Here is a 16,446-nt window from a genome sequence, read left to right as displayed (position 1 = left end):
GCTCCTCCACGGCGATCGTGAAGTCCTGCTCGCGCAACCGCTCGACGAGGCGGTCGCCTATCGCGGTCGCCGGGGTGAGGACGCCTGCCGCGGGCGGCAGCCGGTCGCCGTCCAGTGCCAGCGCCAGGGCGGCCTCGCCCAGCATGACGGCGGTCGCGGCATACCCGGGGTCCCCCTGCGCGGCCACGGTGGCCTGGTAGCGCCTCCCGCTCGTCGTCGTGGTGCGCACCTGCATGCGGAACCAGCCGGACTCGCGCACCTGCTCGCTCGGGCCCTCGCCCGGCTTGGGGGCGAGGCGGTCGACGAGCGGGCGCGTGCGCGGGTCGGCCATGCCGGCCATCGCCAGCCCCAGCACCCCGGTGGCGAGCGTGGCGCGGCGCCGTCCGGCGAACCCCGTGCCGTAGCTGCTGAGCTCGCGGTAGCGGAAGCGGCGGCCGTAGGGGTGACCCTGCAACGCGTTGCTCCGGCGGACGATCCGACTGTTGAAGTCCGCCATGACGAACGGCCCGACCCACTGGCCGGTGTCCCGCTCGACGAAGACCGACCGCGGGTCGCGCTCCGGTCCGAGGTCGGGCTCGGAGGCGCGGTCGGGGCTGAGCGCGTAGGGGTCGCGCAGGACCTTCGCGAGCGAGTGGTCGGACCCCACGGCCTCGAGCTGGGCGCGGGCGGAGTCGATCGTGCCCCCGGAGAACCCGCCCTTCATGCGGGCGAGCAGCGTGGTGTCGAGGAGGTGGCCGGCACCGTCGCGCTCGGCCCGCTCGTGCAGCACGAGCACGGCCAGGTCGGACGGCACCGAGTCGTAGCCGCAGGCGGTGACGACCCTGGCCCCGCTCGCCAGCGCCGTCTGGTGCACCTCGTCGGCGAGCCGCCGGACGAACAACACCTCGCCGGTGAGGTCGGCGTAGTGCGTCCCGGCCTCGGCGCAGGCGCGGGCCAGGGGAAGGCCGTACCGCAGGTAGGGCCCGACCGTGGTGACGACGGCGGTCGTCGAGGCGGCGAGGCCGGCCAGGGACGCCTCGTCGGCGGCGTCGGCCACGAGGACGGGCCAGTCCCGTGCGGAGCCCGGCAGCCCGGCGCGGACCGCCTCGAGCCGCTCGCGGGACCGCCCGGCGAGCGCGATGCGCGTGCCCGCTGGCGCGTGCCCGGCCAGGTAGGCGGCCAGGAGCCGGCCGACGAAGCCCGTGGCACCGAAGACGACGAGGTCGTGCTCGCGGGCGACGGGACCCGCGCCCCGGGCCGCTGCACCCCGGGCCGCGGCACCCCGGGTCGCTGCGCCCTCGGCTCGCGCGCTCACTGCTGGTGCTCCGCGGGGACGCGCTCACCCTCGCGCACCGGGCCCGGGGGCGTGCCGTCGCCGAACGGCCGGCCGCCGAGCTCCTCCCGGCCGTGGGCGGTCAGCCAACCGCTCAGGTCCGGCCCCTGGGGGACGATGCCGGTGGGGTTGATGTCGTGGTGGACGACGTAGTAGTGCCGCTTGATCTGCACGAAGTCCACGGTGTCGCCGAACCCGGGCGTCTGGAACAGGTCGCGGGCGTAGGCCCACAGCACGGGCATCTCGCTGAGCTTGGACCGGTTGCACTTGAAGTGGCCGTGGTAGACCGGGTCGAACCGCACCAGGGTGGTGAACAGCCGCACGTCGGCCTCCGTGATGGTGTCGCCCATGAGGAACCGCCTCGTCGACAGCCGCTCCTCGAGCCAGTCGAGCGCCGTGAAGAGCCGGTCGTATGCCGCGTCGTACGCGTCCTGCTGCCCGGCGAACCCGCAGCGGTACACGCCGTTGTTGACCTCGGTGTAGACGCGCTGCATGACGTCGTCCATCTCGTCGCGCAGCGCCTCGGGGTACAGGTCGGGCGCGCCGTCGCGGTGGAACGCGGTCCACTGCGTCGACAGGTCGAGGGTCAGCGGGGCGAAGTCGTTGGTCACGACCTGGCCGGTGGGGACGTCGACGATCGCGGGGACGGTGATGCCGCGCGGGTAGCCGGGCTGGCGCTTCTCGTACGCGTCCTTGAGGCGCGGGATCCCGAGCACCGGGTCGACGCCGCCGGGATCGAGGTCGAAGGTCCAGCTGTCCTCGTCATGCGTCGGGCCGCACAGCCCCATGGACAGCGCGTCCTCGAGGCCGAGCAGGCGGCGCACGATGATGGCGCGGTTGGCCCACGGGCAGGCCCGGGCGGCGACCAGCCGGTACCGCCCGGCCTCCACCGGCCACTCCCCCTCGCCGTCGCCCCGGGTGGTGATGCGGTCGTTGATGTAGCGCGTGTCGCGCTCGAACGACGGCTCGACGTAGCCCTTGCCCTTGGTGCCCTCAGCCATGGGGCCGAACCTACCGGTGCCGGGGCGACCTCACCGGCCCCGCGTGTGCGCGATGAGGTCGCGGTACCAGTGGTAGGAGTCCTTCGGGGTGCGGACCTGCGTGTCGTAGTCGACGTGCACGAGCCCGAACCGCTGGCGGTACCCCTCGGCCCACTCGAAGTTGTCGGTCGCCGACCACGCGAAGTAGCCGCGCACGTCGGCGCCGTCGACGATCTCACCAGCGAGCGCCCGCAGGTGGGCGTCGTGGTAGGCGATGCGGCGGTCGTCCGCGACCCGGCCGTCGACCGGGCCGTCGGAGAACGAGCAGCCGCTCTCGGTGATGTAGACCGGCGGCAGCGCGTCGCCGTACCGGTCGCGGAACTGCCGCACGACCTGCGCCAGGCCCTCGGGCACGATCGGCCAGTCGAAGTCGGTGCGCTCGTAGCCCTCGATCCGGCGGCTCTCGAACGGCAGCCCCTCCGGCATCGGCGGACCGTCCGCCACGACCTCCCCTGCCGCAGGCGCCTGGCCCGTGGCGCCGTCGCCCGCCGCAGCGCCGCCGGGGGCGCCGATCCGCGCCGGGTTGTAGTAGTTGATGCCGAACCAGTCCAGCGGCTGGCGGATGGTCTCGAGGTCGCCGTCGCGGTACGTCGGGAAGCCCTGCTCGGTGCCCTCGACCGGGTACCGCCCCAGCAGCACCGGGTCGGCGAACATCCAGTTCCAGAGGTTGTCGTAGACCTCGGCGGCCTGCCGGTCCTTCGGGCTGTCCGACGCCGGCCACACGGGCGCGTGGTTGCTCGCGATGCCCAGGTTCGAGCAGCCGGCAGCCCGCAGCGCCTGCGCTGCCAGCCCGTGGCCGAGCAGCAGGTGGTGGGCCACCGGCAGCGCCTCGAACCCCATCGACCGCCCAGGGGCGTGCACCCCGAGCGCGTAGCCCAGCATGGTGACGACGTTGGGCTCGTTGAGCGTCATCCAGCGCGCGACCCGGTCACCGAGCCGCTCACCGACCACCGAGGCGTATGCCGCGAAGTGCTCGGCGGTGTCCCGGTTCGCCCAGCCACCGGTGTCCTCGAGGGCCTGGGGGGTGTCCCAGTGGAACAGGGTCGCGGCCGGCTGGATCCCCACCGCCAGCAGCTCGTCGACGAGCCGGTCGTAGAAGTCGAGCCCGGCCGGGTTGACCTCGCCGGTGCCGGTCGGCAGCACCCGCGGCCACGCGACCGAGAAGCGGTAGCTGTCGACGCCGAGGTCCGCCAGCAGCGCGACGTCCTCGCGGTAGCGGTGGTAGTGGTCGCACGCGACCGCCCCGGTGTCGCCGTTCGCGATAGCGCCCGGTCGCTCGCAGAAGGTGTCCCAGACCGAGCGGCCGCGGCCGTCCTCCTCGACCGCGCCCTCCACCTGGTAGGAGGCGGAGGCGACACCGAAGAGGAAGTCCTGCGGCAGCTGCGGGAAGTCGCGCGCCTGCTCCGTCTGCCCCGTCTGCGCCGCCGGCTCCTGGGGCCCCCCGGTCATCGCGGCATCGCCCCGAGCCGGGCGAGCAGCACCGCCTCGGCGACGCAGACCTTCTCGAACTCCTCGAGGTGCAGGGACTCGTTCGCGCCGTGGGCGCGGGTGTCGGGGTCCTCCACGCCGGTCACGAGGATCGCCGCGTCCGGGAACTTCTCGGCGAACGAGGCGACGAACGGGATCGAGCCGCCCACGCCGATGTCGACCGGCTCGACGCCCCACGCATCGGTGAAGGCGGCCCGTGCCTGGTCGTACACGGGGCCGTGCGCGTCGGCCGCGAACCCGGCGCCCTGGTCGTCGAGGTGCACCTGCACCCGGGCACCCCACGGCGTGTGCGCCTCGACGTGGCGCTGCACCGCGGCATACGCCTCCATCGGGTGCTCGTCGGGGGCCAGGCGGATGGACACCTTGGCGCTCGCGGTCGGCACGAGGGTGTTGGACGACTTCGCCACGGAGGGGGCGTCGAAGCCGATGACGGTGGCGGTGGGCTTGGCCCAGATGCGGTCGAGCAGGCTGCCGGTGCCGATGACCTCGACTCCGTCGAGGAGCCCCGACTCCTCGCGCAGCCGGGCCTCGTCGAAGTCCAGGTCGCTGGCCTTGCCGGACTTCAGGCCGGCGACGGCGACATCGCCCACCTCGTCGTGGAACGTCGCGAGCAGCCGGACCAGCGTGGTGACAGCGTCCGGCACGGCGCCGCCGAACATGCCGGAGTGGATGCCGTGGTCCAGCGTGGTCACGGTGACCACCACGCGGATGAGGCCGCGCAGCGTCGTCGTCAGGGCCGGCTCGCCGAGGGCCCAGTTGGTCGAGTCGGCGAGGACGATCGCGTCGGCGCGCAGCTTGTCGCCGTGGCGCTCGAGGATGGTCGGCAGGGAGTCCGAGCCGATCTCCTCCTCGCCCTCGACGAAGATCGTCACGCCGACGGGCAGGCGGCCGGCGTGAGCGCGCAGCGCGGCGACGTGCGCCATGATCCCGGCCTTGTCGTCGGCGGCACCGCGGCCGTAGAGGCGGCCGTCGCGCTCGGTCGGCTCGAAGGGCGCGCTGTCCCAGTCGGCGTCGTCGCCGGGGGGCTGGACGTCGTGGTGCGCGTAGAGCAGCACGGTGGGCGCGCCCTCGGGCCCGTCCACGTGGCCGATCACGGCGGGCCGGCCGCCCTCGCGCACGATCTCGACCTCGAGCCCCTCGGCGCGCAGCAGCTCGGCGGTGGCCTCGGCGCTCGCCTCCACGTGCGCCTGGTCGAACGCGTCGAGGCTGACGCTGGGGATGCGGGTGAGCGCCTCGAGGTCGGCGCGCACGCCGGGCATCAGGCCCGCCACGGTGGTCCGGAGGTCGTCGATCTGGTCCTGGGTGAGCACGTCGTCGGTCACGGCGGCGAGCCTAGTGGCTGGTCGTCGGCCGGCGACGCCGGGCGCGATTCGGGGGGCGGCGCCGGCACGGCATACAGTTGCGTCGTGTTTGGACGTGGCAAGACCCTCAACGAGCAGCAGGCCGACACCGTCGCGCGCCCCGAGCGCGAGGGGGCCAAGAACCGGCCGACGCCCAAGCGGCGCGACCAGGAGGCTGCCCGCCGGCGTCCCCTCGTCGAGACCGACCGGAAGGCGGCGCGCGACCGCGACCGCCTCGCCCGCCGCGAGGCCCAGCTCAAGCAGCGCCAGGCGATGGTCACCGGTGACGACGCGCACCTGCCCGCACGCGACAAGGGTCCGGTCCGCCGCTACATCCGCGACTACGTCGACGCCCGGTGGAACCTCGGCGAGTTCATGCTCCCGGTCATGCTGGTCGTGCTGGCGCTGTCGTTCGTGCGCATCCCGTGGGTGTTCGCCGCGGTCTCGATCGGCGTCTACGCCCTCATCCTCATCGCCGCCGTCGACGGCTTCCTCATGTGGCGCAAGCTCAAGCGGCAGCTCGTGGCGAAGTTCGGCGAGGACAAGGTGGGCCGCGGCCTGGCCATGTACGCCGTCATGCGCGGCTTCCAGATCCGCCGCTCGCGGATGCCGCGGCCGCTGGTCGACCGCGGGAACTACCCGTCCTGACGAGCGGCCTCCCGGCGCTGCCCGGCCTACTCTGCCGCGCGCAGGCTCATCGGGCCGTAGACGAGCTGACCCTCGTGCCACAGGTTGACGGCGTCGACGCCCTGAGCCCCGAGCTCGTGCCAGCTCTCCCCGAACCAGTTCTCGGCGTCGGACTGCGACGGGAACGCCGTGGTCACCAGCCCCTCGCCGGTCATCTCGCGGCCGTCGGCGTCGAGGTAGGTCCAGGTCCAGGCGTCGCTCATGCGCCCACTCTAGGCGTGCCGGGCCTGCCGTCCGTTGACGGTGGCCGTGGGCCGGTGCGAGGTTGCCGCCCGTGATCGAGCTCGACCGGGTGACGGTCCGGTACGCCGCGGAGCCGGCGGGCGCGTCCGCCCCCGGGGTGGCGTCCCCGTCCGCGGCGGCGCCGGCCCTCGAGGCGCCCTCTCCGTCGCCTGTCCTCGGAGACGACGCCGTGTCGGCACCCGCCCTCGAGGTGCCCTCGCTGTCGGTCCCGGAGGGCGAGCTCGTCCTCGTCGCCGGCCCGACGGGGTCGGGCAAGACCTCGCTGCTGCGGGTGGTCGGCGACGCGAGCCTGCCGGCGACCGTGCACGGGAGCGTCGTCGTGGACGGGGAGGAGCTGCACCGGCTCACGACCGGCGAGCGGGCCCGGCTCGTCGGGTTCGTCCGGCAGGACCCCGCGCCCCTCGGCCCGACCGTCGAGGACGAGGTGCGCCACGGGCTGGCGCTGCACCGCGGGGCAGGCGCGGGCTCGGGCCGGCGGCTCGAGGAGACCCTGGACCTGCTCGACCTCGCCGGCCTGCGGGACCGGCCGGTGGACCTGCTCTCCGGCGGCCAGCAGCAGCGGGTCGCGATCGCCGGCGCCCTCGCCGCCGGTCCCCGCGTCCTCGTGCTGGACGAGCCGACGTCGGCGCTCGACCCCGTCGCCGCCGAGGAGGTGCTGGCGATCCTGCACAGGCTCGTGCACGACGTGGGCACCACCGTGGTGGTGGCCGAGCACCGGCTCGAGCGGGTCGTCCACCACGCCGACTCGGTCGTGCTCGTCACCGCAGGGGTGGCGACGGACCTGCTCGACCCGGCGGCGGCGATGCGACGCTCACCCGTGCGTCCCCCGCTCGTGGGCCTCGGCCGGGCGATGGGGTGGGACCCGGTGCCGCTGTCGGTGCGCCAGGCGAGACGGGTCGGCGCCGACCTGCGCCGCCGGCTCGACCGGTCGCACGAGCCCTCGACCGACACCTCACCCGCGACGGCGCCGGCCGGTGGCCGTCACGGTGCCCGGCATCAGAGGCGGCGGACCGCGGGAGCCCTCGTAGAACAGGGGCGGGCTTCGCGCGTGGGTCCTCGCGTGGCTGCGGGAGCGGCGGTCACGCGCCTGGGTGTCGTGCGCGGCGACGTCGTGGCGCTGCGGTCGGTCGACCTGCAGGTCGACCCCGGGGACGTGGTCGCCCTGCTCGGCCGCAACGGGTCGGGCAAGACCACGCTGCTGACCACCCTGGCTGGGGGCCTGGCACCGACGCGTGGTCGCGTGCGGGTGCCTTCCGTCGTGGTGCTGACCCCGCAGGACCCCTCCACCGCCCTCACCGGCGGCACGGTGTCCGGGCAGCTCGCAGGCACGCCCGACCCGGCGGGGGGCCGGGTGCTGCTGGACCTGCTCGCCCCGGGTGTCGCCGACGGGGCGCAGGTGGCCGGCCTCTCGCAGGGGCAGCGGATGGCCCTGGCCCTGGCGTCCCTGCTCGCCCGACCGGCGGGCCGGGGCGCACCTGACCTGGTGCTGCTGGACGAGCCGACGCGCGGGCTGGACTACGACGCCAAGCACGCCCTGGCGTCCGAGCTCCGGGAGCTGGCGGCCCTCGGCAGCTCCGTGGTCGTGGCGACGCACGACGTCGAGCTCGCGGCCGAGGTCGCCACGCGCGTGGTCGTGCTCGCCGAGGGCGAGGTGGTCGCCGACGGGCCGGCGCGCGAGGTGCTCGCCGCGTCGCCGGCCTTCGCTCCGCAGGTCGCCAAGGTCGTCGCGCCGCTCCCCCACCTCACGGTCGACGAGGTGCTCGACGACCTGCTCCGCGCCGCCGACTGACCTACCCCTCTCCTCAGGCCGGCGGTCCTGCCTCGATCCGCCGGCGCACCTCTGCCAGGCCTTCGGGGCCGGGGTCGACGCTCCACCAGCTCTCGACCCACCACGTCGCCCCGGTGTCGGCCCAGTCCTGCGGTGTCCCCTCGAGCCGGACGAACTCGCCGCTGCTGTCCGCCTCGACGACGACGTCGTAGCCCTCCCACGGCATACCGGCCTGCTCCCGCATCTGCCGCACCCGGTTCACGACCTCACCGTAGGTGCGCAGGTCGTATGCCGTGCGCGGCTCCGACGGAGCGTCGGCGACGACGGACACGAGCAGGCCGTCCCACCGTGCGGCCCGTTCGAGGGACGGCTGCCGGGTCCGGCCTCGTCGCCAGGCACCGACCACCCAGACCGGCGGGTGCGGACGCTGCGCGGGTGGGGGCGGTCCGGGCGGTGCTCCCTCGCCCATCGGGCGCACCGGGTAGTGGCGCCCCTCGAAGGTGAACCCCTCGTCGGCCAGGAGACCGGCGAGCACCTCGAGCCCCTCGTCGAGCTTCTCGGCGCGGGTCCGGCGACCCTCGTCAGGCTCGAACCGCGTCCACCCCGGGTGCAGCGCCCCGAGCCCGACCGACATGACGACGCGTCCGCCGCTGAGGCGGTCGACGGTCGACACCATCGACGCGAGGTCCCAGGGCCGGTGGCGCGACACCGGCGTGAGCAGCGTGCCGAGCCGGATGCGCGAGGTCGTCATGGCGGCGGCACCCAGCACGACCCACGCGTGCTCGCCGTACAGCGACTCCCACGTGAAGATGCCGTCCCACCCCCGCTCCTCGCCGAGGGCCGCGAGCTCGGCGAACTCGCGCGCGTCGGCGAAGGGGACCACGAATCCGTAGCGCATGCCCGGACCCTAGGCGCGAGCCCCGACACCCGTCCGCCCCCCGGGCGTCTGTGCACAGACCTGCGTCCCACTGCGCACGGAGCGGATCCGCGCGCACCCACACGGACGTCTGTGCACAGACCTGCGGTCACCACGGCGGTCACCACCCGGCGGTCACCACTCGGCGGTCACCAGCCGGTGGTCACCACCCGGCGGTCAGGACCGGGAGGGCGCCGCCGTCACGATGACGGGCTCGAGCACCACGTCGGTGGTGAGGGAGCTCGCGATGTAGCACTCGTCGTGGGCCTGGTGCAGGAGCCGCTCGACGACGGCGGCCTCCGTCCCCGGCGCCACGGCCACCCGCGGCCGCAGCACGATCCGGGTGATGCGCAGCGGCACGGCGTCGTGCGGCATCTCGCCCTCCGCGTCGTCCTCGTAGCCGACGACGTCGACCCCGGCCCGGGCGGCCACCGCGAGGAACGACAGCAGCTGGCAGGACGAGGCGGCGAGGACGAGCAGCTGCTCGGGGTTGTGCAGGTCGGCGTCACCGCGGAAGTGCGGGTCGGCGGACAGGTCGAACCCCTCGGTGGCCGGCGGCACCCACGCGGAGTGCGCCCGGGGGTAGCCCCGGTACCCCGCACCCGTCGACCCGGCCCAGCGCACCTGGGCGCGGTAGCGGTGATCGGCGCCACCCGGCATACCTCAGCCCTCGCGGACGTCGACCTCGACGAACGGCGGGCGCACGACCGTCGCGGGCACCTCGCGCCCGCGCACGTCGATGACGACCTCGTCACCGGCGGCGACGTCGGGCGACAGGAGCGCCAGGGCGATGCCGTTCTTCAGGGTCGGGCTGAACGTGCCCGAGGTGACCTCGCCGACGACCTCGTCGCCGAGCTTGACCTCGCAGTGCGCGCGCGGGATGCCGCGACCGGTCGCCAGCAGGCCCCAGGCGACGCGCTTCGGGCCGGCCTCCTTCTCGGCGACCAGGGCGTCGCGGCCCCAGAACTCGTCCTTCTTCCAGCCCACGGCCCAGCCGACCCGCGCCTGCACCGGCGTGATGTCGACCGAGAGCTCGTTGCCGTGCAGCGCGTAGCCCATCTCGGTGCGCAGGGTGTCCCGCGCGCCCAGCCCGCACGGCAGGCCGCCGAACGGTGCGACCGCCTCGGCGAGCGCGTCCCACAGCTCGCCGGCGACCTCCCACGCGGGGACCAGCTCGTAGCCGCGCTCCCCCGTGTACCCGGTGCGGCAGACGATCACGGGGTGCCCGTGCCAGTCGGCCTCGACGAACGACATGTACTCGTGGCCGGCCGGGAGCCCCAACGCCTGAAGCACCTCGTCGGACTTCCTGCCCTGCACGGCGATGACGCCGTAGGACTCGTGCAGGTCCTCGACCGTAATGCCCTCGGGTGCGGCAGCGGCCAGCATCCGCACGACCTGCGCCGTGTTGGCGGCGTTGGGGATGAGGAAGACGTCCTCGTCGCTGCGCAGGTAGGCGATGAGGTCGTCGACGACACCACCGGAATCGTTGCAGCACAACGTGTACTGCGCCTTGCCCTCGGTGATGCGCCCGAGGTCGTTGGCGAGGCAGCGGTTGACGAAGTCGCGCGCGCCCGGCCCGGACACGCGTGCCTTGCCGAGGTGCGACACGTCGAAGATCCCGACCGACGTGCGGACCGCCGTGTGCTCGCGCACGACGCCCCCTCCGGGGTACTCGATCGGCATCTCCCACCCGCCGAAGTCGGCCATCTTCGCGCCGAGGGCGACGTGGCGGTCGTGCAGGGGCGAGGTCTTCAGGGCGGCGTCGCTCATGGCGCGAACGCTACCGCCCGAGCACGGGAACGCGGCACGGGCCGGGCTATCCTGCGGCGAGCAGGGCCACCAGCCCAGGGTTCCCACGCCCGTCGCGACCTGTCCACCAGAAAGAGAGCACCGTGACGACCGTCAACGTGACCGACCGTTCCGCCCACGACGTCAAGGCCGACGTGCTCGTCCTCGGCACGATCGGCCAGGACGGCGAGGCCTCGCTCGCCCCCGGGCACGGGCTGCCGCGCGGTGCCGCGAGCCACCTCGCGAGCCAGCTCTCCGCGCTGCACGCGACGGGCGCGGCCGACGAGGTGCTCACCGTCGCCGGCGTGCCCGGTGTCGCTGCCCCCGTCGTGGTCCTCGTGGGCCTGGGCAAGGCGGGCGCGACCACGACGAGCTTCGGCCACGAGGTGCTGCGCCGGGCGGCCGGCTCCGCGCTGCGGTCGGTGAAGAAGTCGCGCAAGGTCGCCGTCGCGCTGCCCGCCCCCGGCGCCGAGTCGGTCGCCGCCGTCGCCGAGGGCGCGGCGCTGGGCGCCTACCGGTATGCCGGGGTGCGTGGCCCCGCGCCGAAGGGCAAGGACGCCAAGGGCTCCGAGCCCGTCGCGACCATCACGGTCGTCACGCCGGACGGCCGCACCAAGGCAGCCAAGGACGCCGCGACCCGCGCCACGGTGCTCGCGGACGCCAAGGCGTACGCCCGCGACCTCGTGAACACCCCGCCGAACAAGCTGTTCCCGCAGTCCTTCGCCGAGTCGGTCAAGGAGCGCGCCGGTGCGACGTCCGCGAAGGTGAAGGTCTCGGTGCTCGACGAGAAGGCGCTCGTCAAGGGCGGCTTCGGCGGCATCGTGGGCGTCGGCCAGGGCTCGGTCAACCCGCCCCGCATCGTCACCCTCACGTGGAACCCGCCGAAGGCGCAGGGCTCGGTCGCGCTCGTCGGCAAGGGCATCACGTTCGACTCCGGCGGCCTGTGCATCAAGCCCCCGGCCTCGATGCTCACCATGAAGTCCGACATGGCCGGCGCCGCTGCGGTCGCCGCGACCGTGTTCGCGGCGGCCGAGCTGGGCGTCCCCGTCACGGTCACCGGCTACCTCTGCCTCGCGGAGAACATGCCCAGCGGCAGCGCCCAGCGGCCCAGCGACGTCGTGACGATGCGCAACGGCACGACGGTCGAGATCCTCGACACCGACGCCGAGGGACGCATGGTGCTCGGCGACGGCATCTGCCTGGCCGGCGAGTCCACCCCCGACGCGATCGTCGACATCGCCACCCTCACCGGCGCGCAGATGGTCGCCCTCGGCGCCCGCGTCGCCGGGATCATGAGCAACGACGACGCGTTCCGCGACCGCGTCCGCGCCGCCGCCGACGACTCGGGCGAGGCCGCCTGGCCGATGCCGCTGCCGACCGACCTGCGCGCGCAGCTCGACTCCGCGGTGGCCGACCTCGCGCACAAGGGCGAGCGCTGGGGCGGCATGCTCACCGCCGGCCTGTTCCTGCAGGAGTTCGTGCCCGAGGGCACACCCTGGGCGCACGTCGACATCGCCGGGCCGTCGTTCAACGAGGGCGCCGCGTGGGGCTACACGCCCAAGGGCGCGACCGGCTACGGCGTCGGCACGCTGCTGCGCCTCGTCGAGGGATATGCCGGCTGATCGCCGCACGTCGCGACGAGGCCCGCCAGGGTTCACCCCGGGCGGGCCTCGTCCGTCGAGATCGCGCGCTCAGCCGCTCTTGCGGCGGAACATCTGCTGGGTGGCGCTCGTCGCCGCGTTCTGGGCGTGGTCGACCTTGCCGTGCTCGTGGTCGTCGGAGACGTCGCGGCCTGCGTGCGCCTGCTTCTTCTCCAGGGCCTCGCGGAACTTGCGCTTGACGTCCTCGCTCGGTCCCTGGGACCCGGACTTGCCAGTCATACCGCCTCCTGGTGGCTGGGTGGTGCTCGTCCCTCCCAGCCTCGCATCCCGGGCAGGCCGTCACCAGTGATTTGCCGGCGGGTCAGCTCTTGCCGCGCTGGCGCGAGTTCCACTCGCGCATCCGGCTCGGGTAGCCGGTCTGCAGCACGTCGTACACGGGCACACCGAGGCTGGCCGCGAGCTCGAAGGCCGACTGGCGCGACCCGGCTGCGCGGCGTGTCCACTCGCCGTCGTGGGCGATGAGGATGACCGTCGTCGCGGTCACGTTCGTGGGCGGCTCGACGTACGCCTCGACACCGCGGCGCGAGGAGGCGAACTCCGACAGGTGCCGACGCACCGCTTGCTGGTCGACCGCCATGTTGGGTCCGTCCGAGGGACCCCGGCGGGCCCTCCTGCCGCCCCGTCTCCACCACGCCATGCACCAACGATACGGGCACGACACCGCCGTCCCCGTGCACCGGACACGCTGCGACGACCCCGCGTCCGCAACCGCGAGACCTGCTTGCGCCCCCTCCTGCAAACAGTGACAAGATGCACTGTGTCGATCCGCGCCCGGCCACGACCTGGCCCTGCCGCAGGCTCGGCGCGACGTCCGATGCCCACGACGCAAGGGAGCGAGCATGCCGGCTGAGGCCGAGACCACCTTCGACGTACTCATCCTGGGTGGTGGCAGCGGCGGCTACGCCTGCGCCTTCCGCGCGGCCGAGCTCGGGCTGAGCGTCGCGCTCGTCGAGAAGGGCAAGCTGGGCGGCACCTGCCTGCACGTCGGGTGCATCCCGACCAAGGCGCTGCTGCACGCCGCCGAGGTCGCCGACACGGCGCGCGAGGGCTCCCGGTTCGGCGTCAAGACGACGTTCGGGTCGGTCGACATGTCCGGCGTCAACGCGTACAAGGACGGTGTCGTCGCCCGCCTGTACAAGGGCCTGCAGGGCCTCGCCAAGGCACACCAGATCGAGCTCGTCGAGGGCGAGGGCCGGCTGGTCGACCGCTCCACCGTCGAGGTCGCCGGCCGCCGCATCACCGGCCGCAACGTCGTCCTCGCGACCGGCTCCTACGCGAAGTCGCTGCCGGGCCTGGAGATCGGCGGCCGCATCATGACCAGCGAGCAGGCGCTCTCGCTCGAGTTCGTGCCGCCGCGCGTCGTCGTCCTCGGCGGCGGTGTCATCGGCGTCGAGTTCGCGTCGGTCTTCCGCTCCTTCGGGTCCGAGGTCACGATCGTCGAGGCGCTGCCCCGGCTCGTGGCCGCCGAGGACGAGGCGGTCTCCAAGACGCTCGAGCGCTCGTTCCGCAAGCGCGGCATCGCCTTCCGCACCGGTGTGCGGTTCGAGGGCGCCACGCAGTCCGGCGACACCGTGACCGTCTCGCTCGAGGGTGGCGACACCATCGAGGCGGACCTGCTGCTCGTGGCCGTCGGCCGCGGCCCGGTCACCGACGGCCTGGGGTATGCCGAGGCCGGCGTCACGCTCGACCGCGGCTACGTCGTCACCGACGAGCGCCTGCGCACCGGCGTCGAGGGCGTGTATGCCGTGGGCGACATCGTGCCGGGCCTGCAGCTCGCGCACCGCGGCTTCGCCCAGGGCATCTTCGTCGCCGAGGAGATCGCCGGGAAGTCGCCGGCCGTCATCGACGAGGCGGGCATCCCCCGGGTCACCTACTGCGACCCCGAGATCACGTCGGTCGGCCTCACCGAGGCCCAGGCCCGCGAGAAGTACGGCGAGGTCGAGACCTACGAGTACAACCTCGGCGGCAACGGCAAGTCCCAGATCCTGCAGACGCAGGGCTTCGTCAAGCTCGTCCGCGAGAAGGACGGTCCCGTCGTCGGCGTCCACATGATCGGCGCGCGGATGGGCGAGCAGGCCGGCGAGGCCCAGCTCGTCTACAACTGGGAGGCCCTGCCCGAGGACGTGGCCGGCCTCATCCACGCGCACCCCACGCAGAACGAAGCGCTCGGCGAGGCCCACCTGGCCCTGGCCGGCAAGCCCCTGCACGCCCACAACTGAAACGCAGCACGTTTCCAACCAAGAGGAGAACGATCAGATGTCCGAACGCGTGACCATGCCGGCTCTGGGTGAGTCCGTCACCGAGGGCACGGTGACGCGCTGGCTGAAGAACGTCGGCGACACCGTCGCGGTCGACGAGCCCCTCCTCGAGGTCTCGACCGACAAGGTCGACACCGAGATCCCCTCCCCCGTGGCGGGTGTGCTGCAGGAGATCCTGGCCAACGAGGACGACACCGTGCCGGTGGGCGCCGACCTCGCCGTGATCGGCGACGGCAGCGAGGCCGGTGGCTCCGACGCGGGCTCGCAGGACGCGGGGCAGCAGGACGGCGGCCAGCAGGAGCAGCAGGCGCAGGAGGCGCCCGCGGCGGAGGCTCCCTCGACGGCGCAGGAGCCGCAGCCCGCGACCTCCGAGCCCGAGCAGCAGCAGGCCCAGCAGCCGCAGCAGTCCGGCGGCGACCAGGGCGGCCAGCAGTCCGGCGGCACGGGCGGCACCGGCGGCGGCGGCGGTGAGACCGTGACCATGCCGGCGCTCGGCGAGTCCGTGACCGAGGGCACCGTCACCCGCTGGCTCAAGGCCGAGGGCGACACCGTCGAGGTCGACGAGCCGCTGCTCGAGGTCTCGACCGACAAGGTCGACACCGAGATCCCCTCCCCCGTGGCGGGCGTGGTCACCAGGATCCTCGTCCAGGAGGACGACACCGTCCCGGTCGGCGGCGAGCTCGCCGTCATCGGTGGCTCCGCCGGCGGTTCAGGCGAGCAGGCCGCGCCGCAGCAGGAGCAGCCGGCCCCGGAGGCGGCCCCGCAGCAGGAGGCTCCGCAGCAGCAGGCCCCGGCCCAGGCGCAGGCGGACACCGCCCAGGCCGCCGCCGAGACCGCTGCGAACCAGCCGGCCGGGTCCTCGCCCGCCGAGCAGGCCGAGCGCGCCGAGGCCTCCGCCCCCGCGCAGTCCCAGGCCCCGGCCTCGGCAACCTCGGGCGACGTCCAGGACGCCTCGGCATACGTCACCCCGCTGGTGCGCAAGCTCGCCGCGGAGAACAACGTCGACCTCGCCAGCATCAAGGGCACCGGAGTCGGCGGGCGTGTCCGCAAGCAGGACGTCCTCGACGCCGCCAAGGCGGCCCAGGAGGCGGCTGCCCCGGAGCCGGAGCCGGCGCCCGCCGCGGCACCGGCACCGGCTCCGGCTCCGGCCACGAGCGCACCGGCTGCCTCCGGCGCCGTGTCGCCCAAGCGCGGCACCACCGAGAAGATGTCGCGGCTGCGGCAGACCATCGCCAAGCGCATGGTCGAGTCGCTGCAGGTCTCGGCCCAGCTGACGACCGTGGTCGAGGTCGACGTCACCAAGATCGCCCGGCTCCGCGCGCGGGCGAAGGCCGACTTCGAGCGGCGCGAGGGCACCAAGCTCAGCTTCCTGCCGTTCTTCGCGCTGGCCGCGGTGGAGGCGCTCAAGGAGTACCCGCAGGTCAACTCGAGCATCGACGGTGACCAGATCACCTACCACGGCCAGGAGAACCTCGGTGTCGCCGTCGACACCGAGCGCGGCCTGCTCGTCCCGGTCATCAAGAACGCCGGCGACCTCAACATCGCCGGCCTCGCCCGGGCCATCGCGGACCTCGCGGACCGCACCCGCAACAACAAGATCATGCCGGACGAGCTGTCCGGTGGGACCTTCACGCTGACCAACACCGGCAGCCGCGGGGCGCTGTTCGACACGCCGATCATCAACCAGCCGAACGTCGGGATCCTCGGCACCGGCGCGGTCGTCAAGCGTCCGGTGGTCGTGACCGACGCCGACGGTGGCGAGACGATCGCCGTGCGCTCGATGGTCTACCTCGCCCTGTCGTACGACCACCGCGTCGTCGACGGCGCCGACGCCGCGCGGTTCCTCAGCACCATGAAGTCGCGCCTCGAGGAGGGCAACTTCGAGGTCTGAGCCGGCACCAGCCGACCCAGCACGATCGGGCACGGCCCGGGTTCTGCCCGGGCC

The 16,446-nt window shown here is 73.8% G+C and carries 15 protein-coding genes; 5 read left to right on the top strand and 10 right to left on the bottom strand.

The window, feature by feature from the left end; genetic code table 11:
- The 4 genes from ACFUC1_RS16965 to ACFUC1_RS16950 all read right to left on the bottom strand — a co-directional run.
- The coding region (locus ACFUC1_RS16965) for a saccharopine dehydrogenase family protein (RefSeq protein WP_379121878.1) at positions 1-1,294 on the bottom strand (1,294 nt) is incomplete at its 3' end.
- The gene (locus tag ACFUC1_RS16960; RefSeq protein WP_379121876.1) at positions 1,291-2,313 is read right to left on the bottom strand and encodes a glutathione S-transferase family protein; all 1,023 of its coding nucleotides are present in this window, start codon (positions 2,311-2,313) and stop codon (positions 1,291-1,293) included. The genes ACFUC1_RS16960 and ACFUC1_RS16965, both read right to left, overlap by 4 nt.
- A gap of 30 nt (positions 2,314-2,343) precedes the next feature.
- A complete protein-coding gene (locus ACFUC1_RS16955; protein WP_379121874.1) occupies positions 2,344-3,801 on the bottom strand; it encodes a glycoside hydrolase family 1 protein in 1,458 nt (485 codons plus the stop codon).
- Complete coding sequence (locus tag ACFUC1_RS16950; RefSeq protein WP_379121872.1) at positions 3,798-5,162, bottom strand: dipeptidase; 1,365 nt, start codon at positions 5,160-5,162, stop codon at positions 3,798-3,800. The genes ACFUC1_RS16955 and ACFUC1_RS16950 overlap by 4 nt, the downstream gene beginning before the upstream one ends.
- Before the next feature lie 84 nt (positions 5,163-5,246).
- On the opposite strand from ACFUC1_RS16950, the gene ACFUC1_RS16945 reads away from it, so the two are divergent.
- Positions 5,247-5,828 carry a DUF3043 domain-containing protein gene (locus ACFUC1_RS16945; protein ID WP_379121870.1) on the top strand — a complete coding sequence of 194 codons (582 nt, stop codon included), beginning with the start codon at positions 5,247-5,249 and terminating at the stop codon, positions 5,826-5,828.
- A gap of 26 nt (positions 5,829-5,854) precedes the next feature.
- Here ACFUC1_RS16945 and ACFUC1_RS16940 read toward each other — a convergent pair whose 3' ends face one another.
- Positions 5,855-6,070, bottom strand: a complete 216-nt coding sequence (locus tag ACFUC1_RS16940; protein WP_379121868.1) for a hypothetical protein — start codon at positions 6,068-6,070, stop codon at positions 5,855-5,857.
- Positions 6,071-6,141: 71 nt separating this feature from the next.
- On the opposite strand from ACFUC1_RS16940, the gene ACFUC1_RS16935 reads away from it, so the two are divergent.
- On the top strand, positions 6,142-7,899 hold the full coding sequence (locus ACFUC1_RS16935) for an ATP-binding cassette domain-containing protein (protein WP_379121867.1): 1,758 nt from the start codon (positions 6,142-6,144) through the stop codon (positions 7,897-7,899).
- Between the two features lie 13 nt (positions 7,900-7,912).
- Here ACFUC1_RS16935 and ACFUC1_RS16930 read toward each other — a convergent pair whose 3' ends face one another.
- From ACFUC1_RS16930 to gcvT, 3 genes are all read right to left on the bottom strand, one after another.
- A complete protein-coding gene (locus ACFUC1_RS16930) occupies positions 7,913-8,776 on the bottom strand; it encodes an LLM class flavin-dependent oxidoreductase (protein ID WP_379121865.1) in 864 nt (287 codons plus the stop codon).
- Positions 8,777-8,971: 195 nt separating this feature from the next.
- Positions 8,972-9,454 (bottom strand): OsmC family protein, encoded by a 483-nt coding sequence (locus tag ACFUC1_RS16925; protein ID WP_379121863.1) that lies wholly within the window; start codon positions 9,452-9,454, stop codon positions 8,972-8,974.
- Positions 9,455-9,457: 3 nt separating this feature from the next.
- Positions 9,458-10,564 (bottom strand): glycine cleavage system aminomethyltransferase GcvT, encoded by a 1,107-nt coding sequence (gene gcvT, locus ACFUC1_RS16920; RefSeq protein ID WP_379121861.1) that lies wholly within the window; start codon positions 10,562-10,564, stop codon positions 9,458-9,460.
- Between the two features lie 122 nt (positions 10,565-10,686).
- On the opposite strand from gcvT, the gene ACFUC1_RS16915 reads away from it, so the two are divergent.
- The gene (locus ACFUC1_RS16915) at positions 10,687-12,204 is read left to right on the top strand and encodes a leucyl aminopeptidase (RefSeq protein WP_379121859.1); all 1,518 of its coding nucleotides are present in this window, start codon (positions 10,687-10,689) and stop codon (positions 12,202-12,204) included.
- Between the two features lie 69 nt (positions 12,205-12,273).
- On the opposite strand, the gene ACFUC1_RS16910 is transcribed toward ACFUC1_RS16915, so the two are convergent.
- Both ACFUC1_RS16910 and ACFUC1_RS16905 read right to left on the bottom strand, forming a co-directional pair.
- A complete protein-coding gene (locus ACFUC1_RS16910) occupies positions 12,274-12,462 on the bottom strand; it encodes a DUF5302 domain-containing protein (protein ID WP_379121858.1) in 189 nt (62 codons plus the stop codon).
- A gap of 82 nt (positions 12,463-12,544) precedes the next feature.
- Positions 12,545-12,820: a hypothetical protein gene (locus ACFUC1_RS16905; protein ID WP_379121856.1), complete on the bottom strand. Its 276-nt coding sequence runs from the start codon at positions 12,818-12,820 to the stop codon at positions 12,545-12,547.
- Positions 12,821-13,082: 262 nt separating this feature from the next.
- Here ACFUC1_RS16905 and lpdA point away from each other — a divergent pair, with 262 nt between their 5' ends.
- Both lpdA and sucB read left to right on the top strand, forming a co-directional pair.
- Complete coding sequence (gene lpdA / locus ACFUC1_RS16900) at positions 13,083-14,462, top strand: dihydrolipoyl dehydrogenase (protein WP_379121854.1); 1,380 nt, start codon at positions 13,083-13,085, stop codon at positions 14,460-14,462.
- Between the two features lie 37 nt (positions 14,463-14,499).
- The gene (sucB, locus tag ACFUC1_RS16895) at positions 14,500-16,392 is read left to right on the top strand and encodes a 2-oxoglutarate dehydrogenase, E2 component, dihydrolipoamide succinyltransferase (RefSeq protein WP_379121852.1); all 1,893 of its coding nucleotides are present in this window, start codon (positions 14,500-14,502) and stop codon (positions 16,390-16,392) included.
- The last annotated feature ends 54 nt before the right edge of the window (positions 16,393-16,446 follow it).

The sequence above is a fragment of the Pedococcus sp. NPDC057267 genome, assembly GCF_042668795.1.
Lineage (GTDB): Bacteria > Actinomycetota > Actinomycetes > Actinomycetales > Dermatophilaceae > Pedococcus.
The sequence above is the reverse complement of the archived record's forward strand: the minus strand, read 5'-3'. Positions and strand labels throughout refer to the sequence as shown.

What these genes read in the sequence shown, in the direction of transcription:
- ACFUC1_RS16960 (WP_379121876.1), bottom strand. Translation starts at nt 2,313, where the DNA reads ATGGCTGAGGGCACCAAGGGCAAGGGCTACGTCGAGCCGTCGTTCGAG.
- ACFUC1_RS16955 (WP_379121874.1), bottom strand. Translation starts at nt 3,801, where the DNA reads ATGACCGGGGGGCCCCAGGAGCCGGCGGCGCAGACGGGGCAGACGGAG.
- ACFUC1_RS16940 (WP_379121868.1), bottom strand. Translation starts at nt 6,070, where the DNA reads ATGAGCGACGCCTGGACCTGGACCTACCTCGACGCCGACGGCCGCGAG.
- ACFUC1_RS16930 (WP_379121865.1), bottom strand. Translation starts at nt 8,776, where the DNA reads ATGCGCTACGGATTCGTGGTCCCCTTCGCCGACGCGCGCGAGTTCGCC.
- ACFUC1_RS16925 (WP_379121863.1), bottom strand. Translation starts at nt 9,454, where the DNA reads ATGCCGGGTGGCGCCGATCACCGCTACCGCGCCCAGGTGCGCTGGGCC.
- gcvT (WP_379121861.1), bottom strand. Translation starts at nt 10,564, where the DNA reads ATGAGCGACGCCGCCCTGAAGACCTCGCCCCTGCACGACCGCCACGTC.
- ACFUC1_RS16910 (WP_379121858.1), bottom strand. Translation starts at nt 12,462, where the DNA reads ATGACTGGCAAGTCCGGGTCCCAGGGACCGAGCGAGGACGTCAAGCGC.
- ACFUC1_RS16905 (WP_379121856.1), bottom strand. Translation starts at nt 12,820, where the DNA reads ATGGCGGTCGACCAGCAAGCGGTGCGTCGGCACCTGTCGGAGTTCGCC.
- lpdA (WP_379121854.1), top strand. Translation starts at nt 13,083, where the DNA reads ATGCCGGCTGAGGCCGAGACCACCTTCGACGTACTCATCCTGGGTGGT.
- sucB (WP_379121852.1), top strand. Translation starts at nt 14,500, where the DNA reads ATGTCCGAACGCGTGACCATGCCGGCTCTGGGTGAGTCCGTCACCGAG.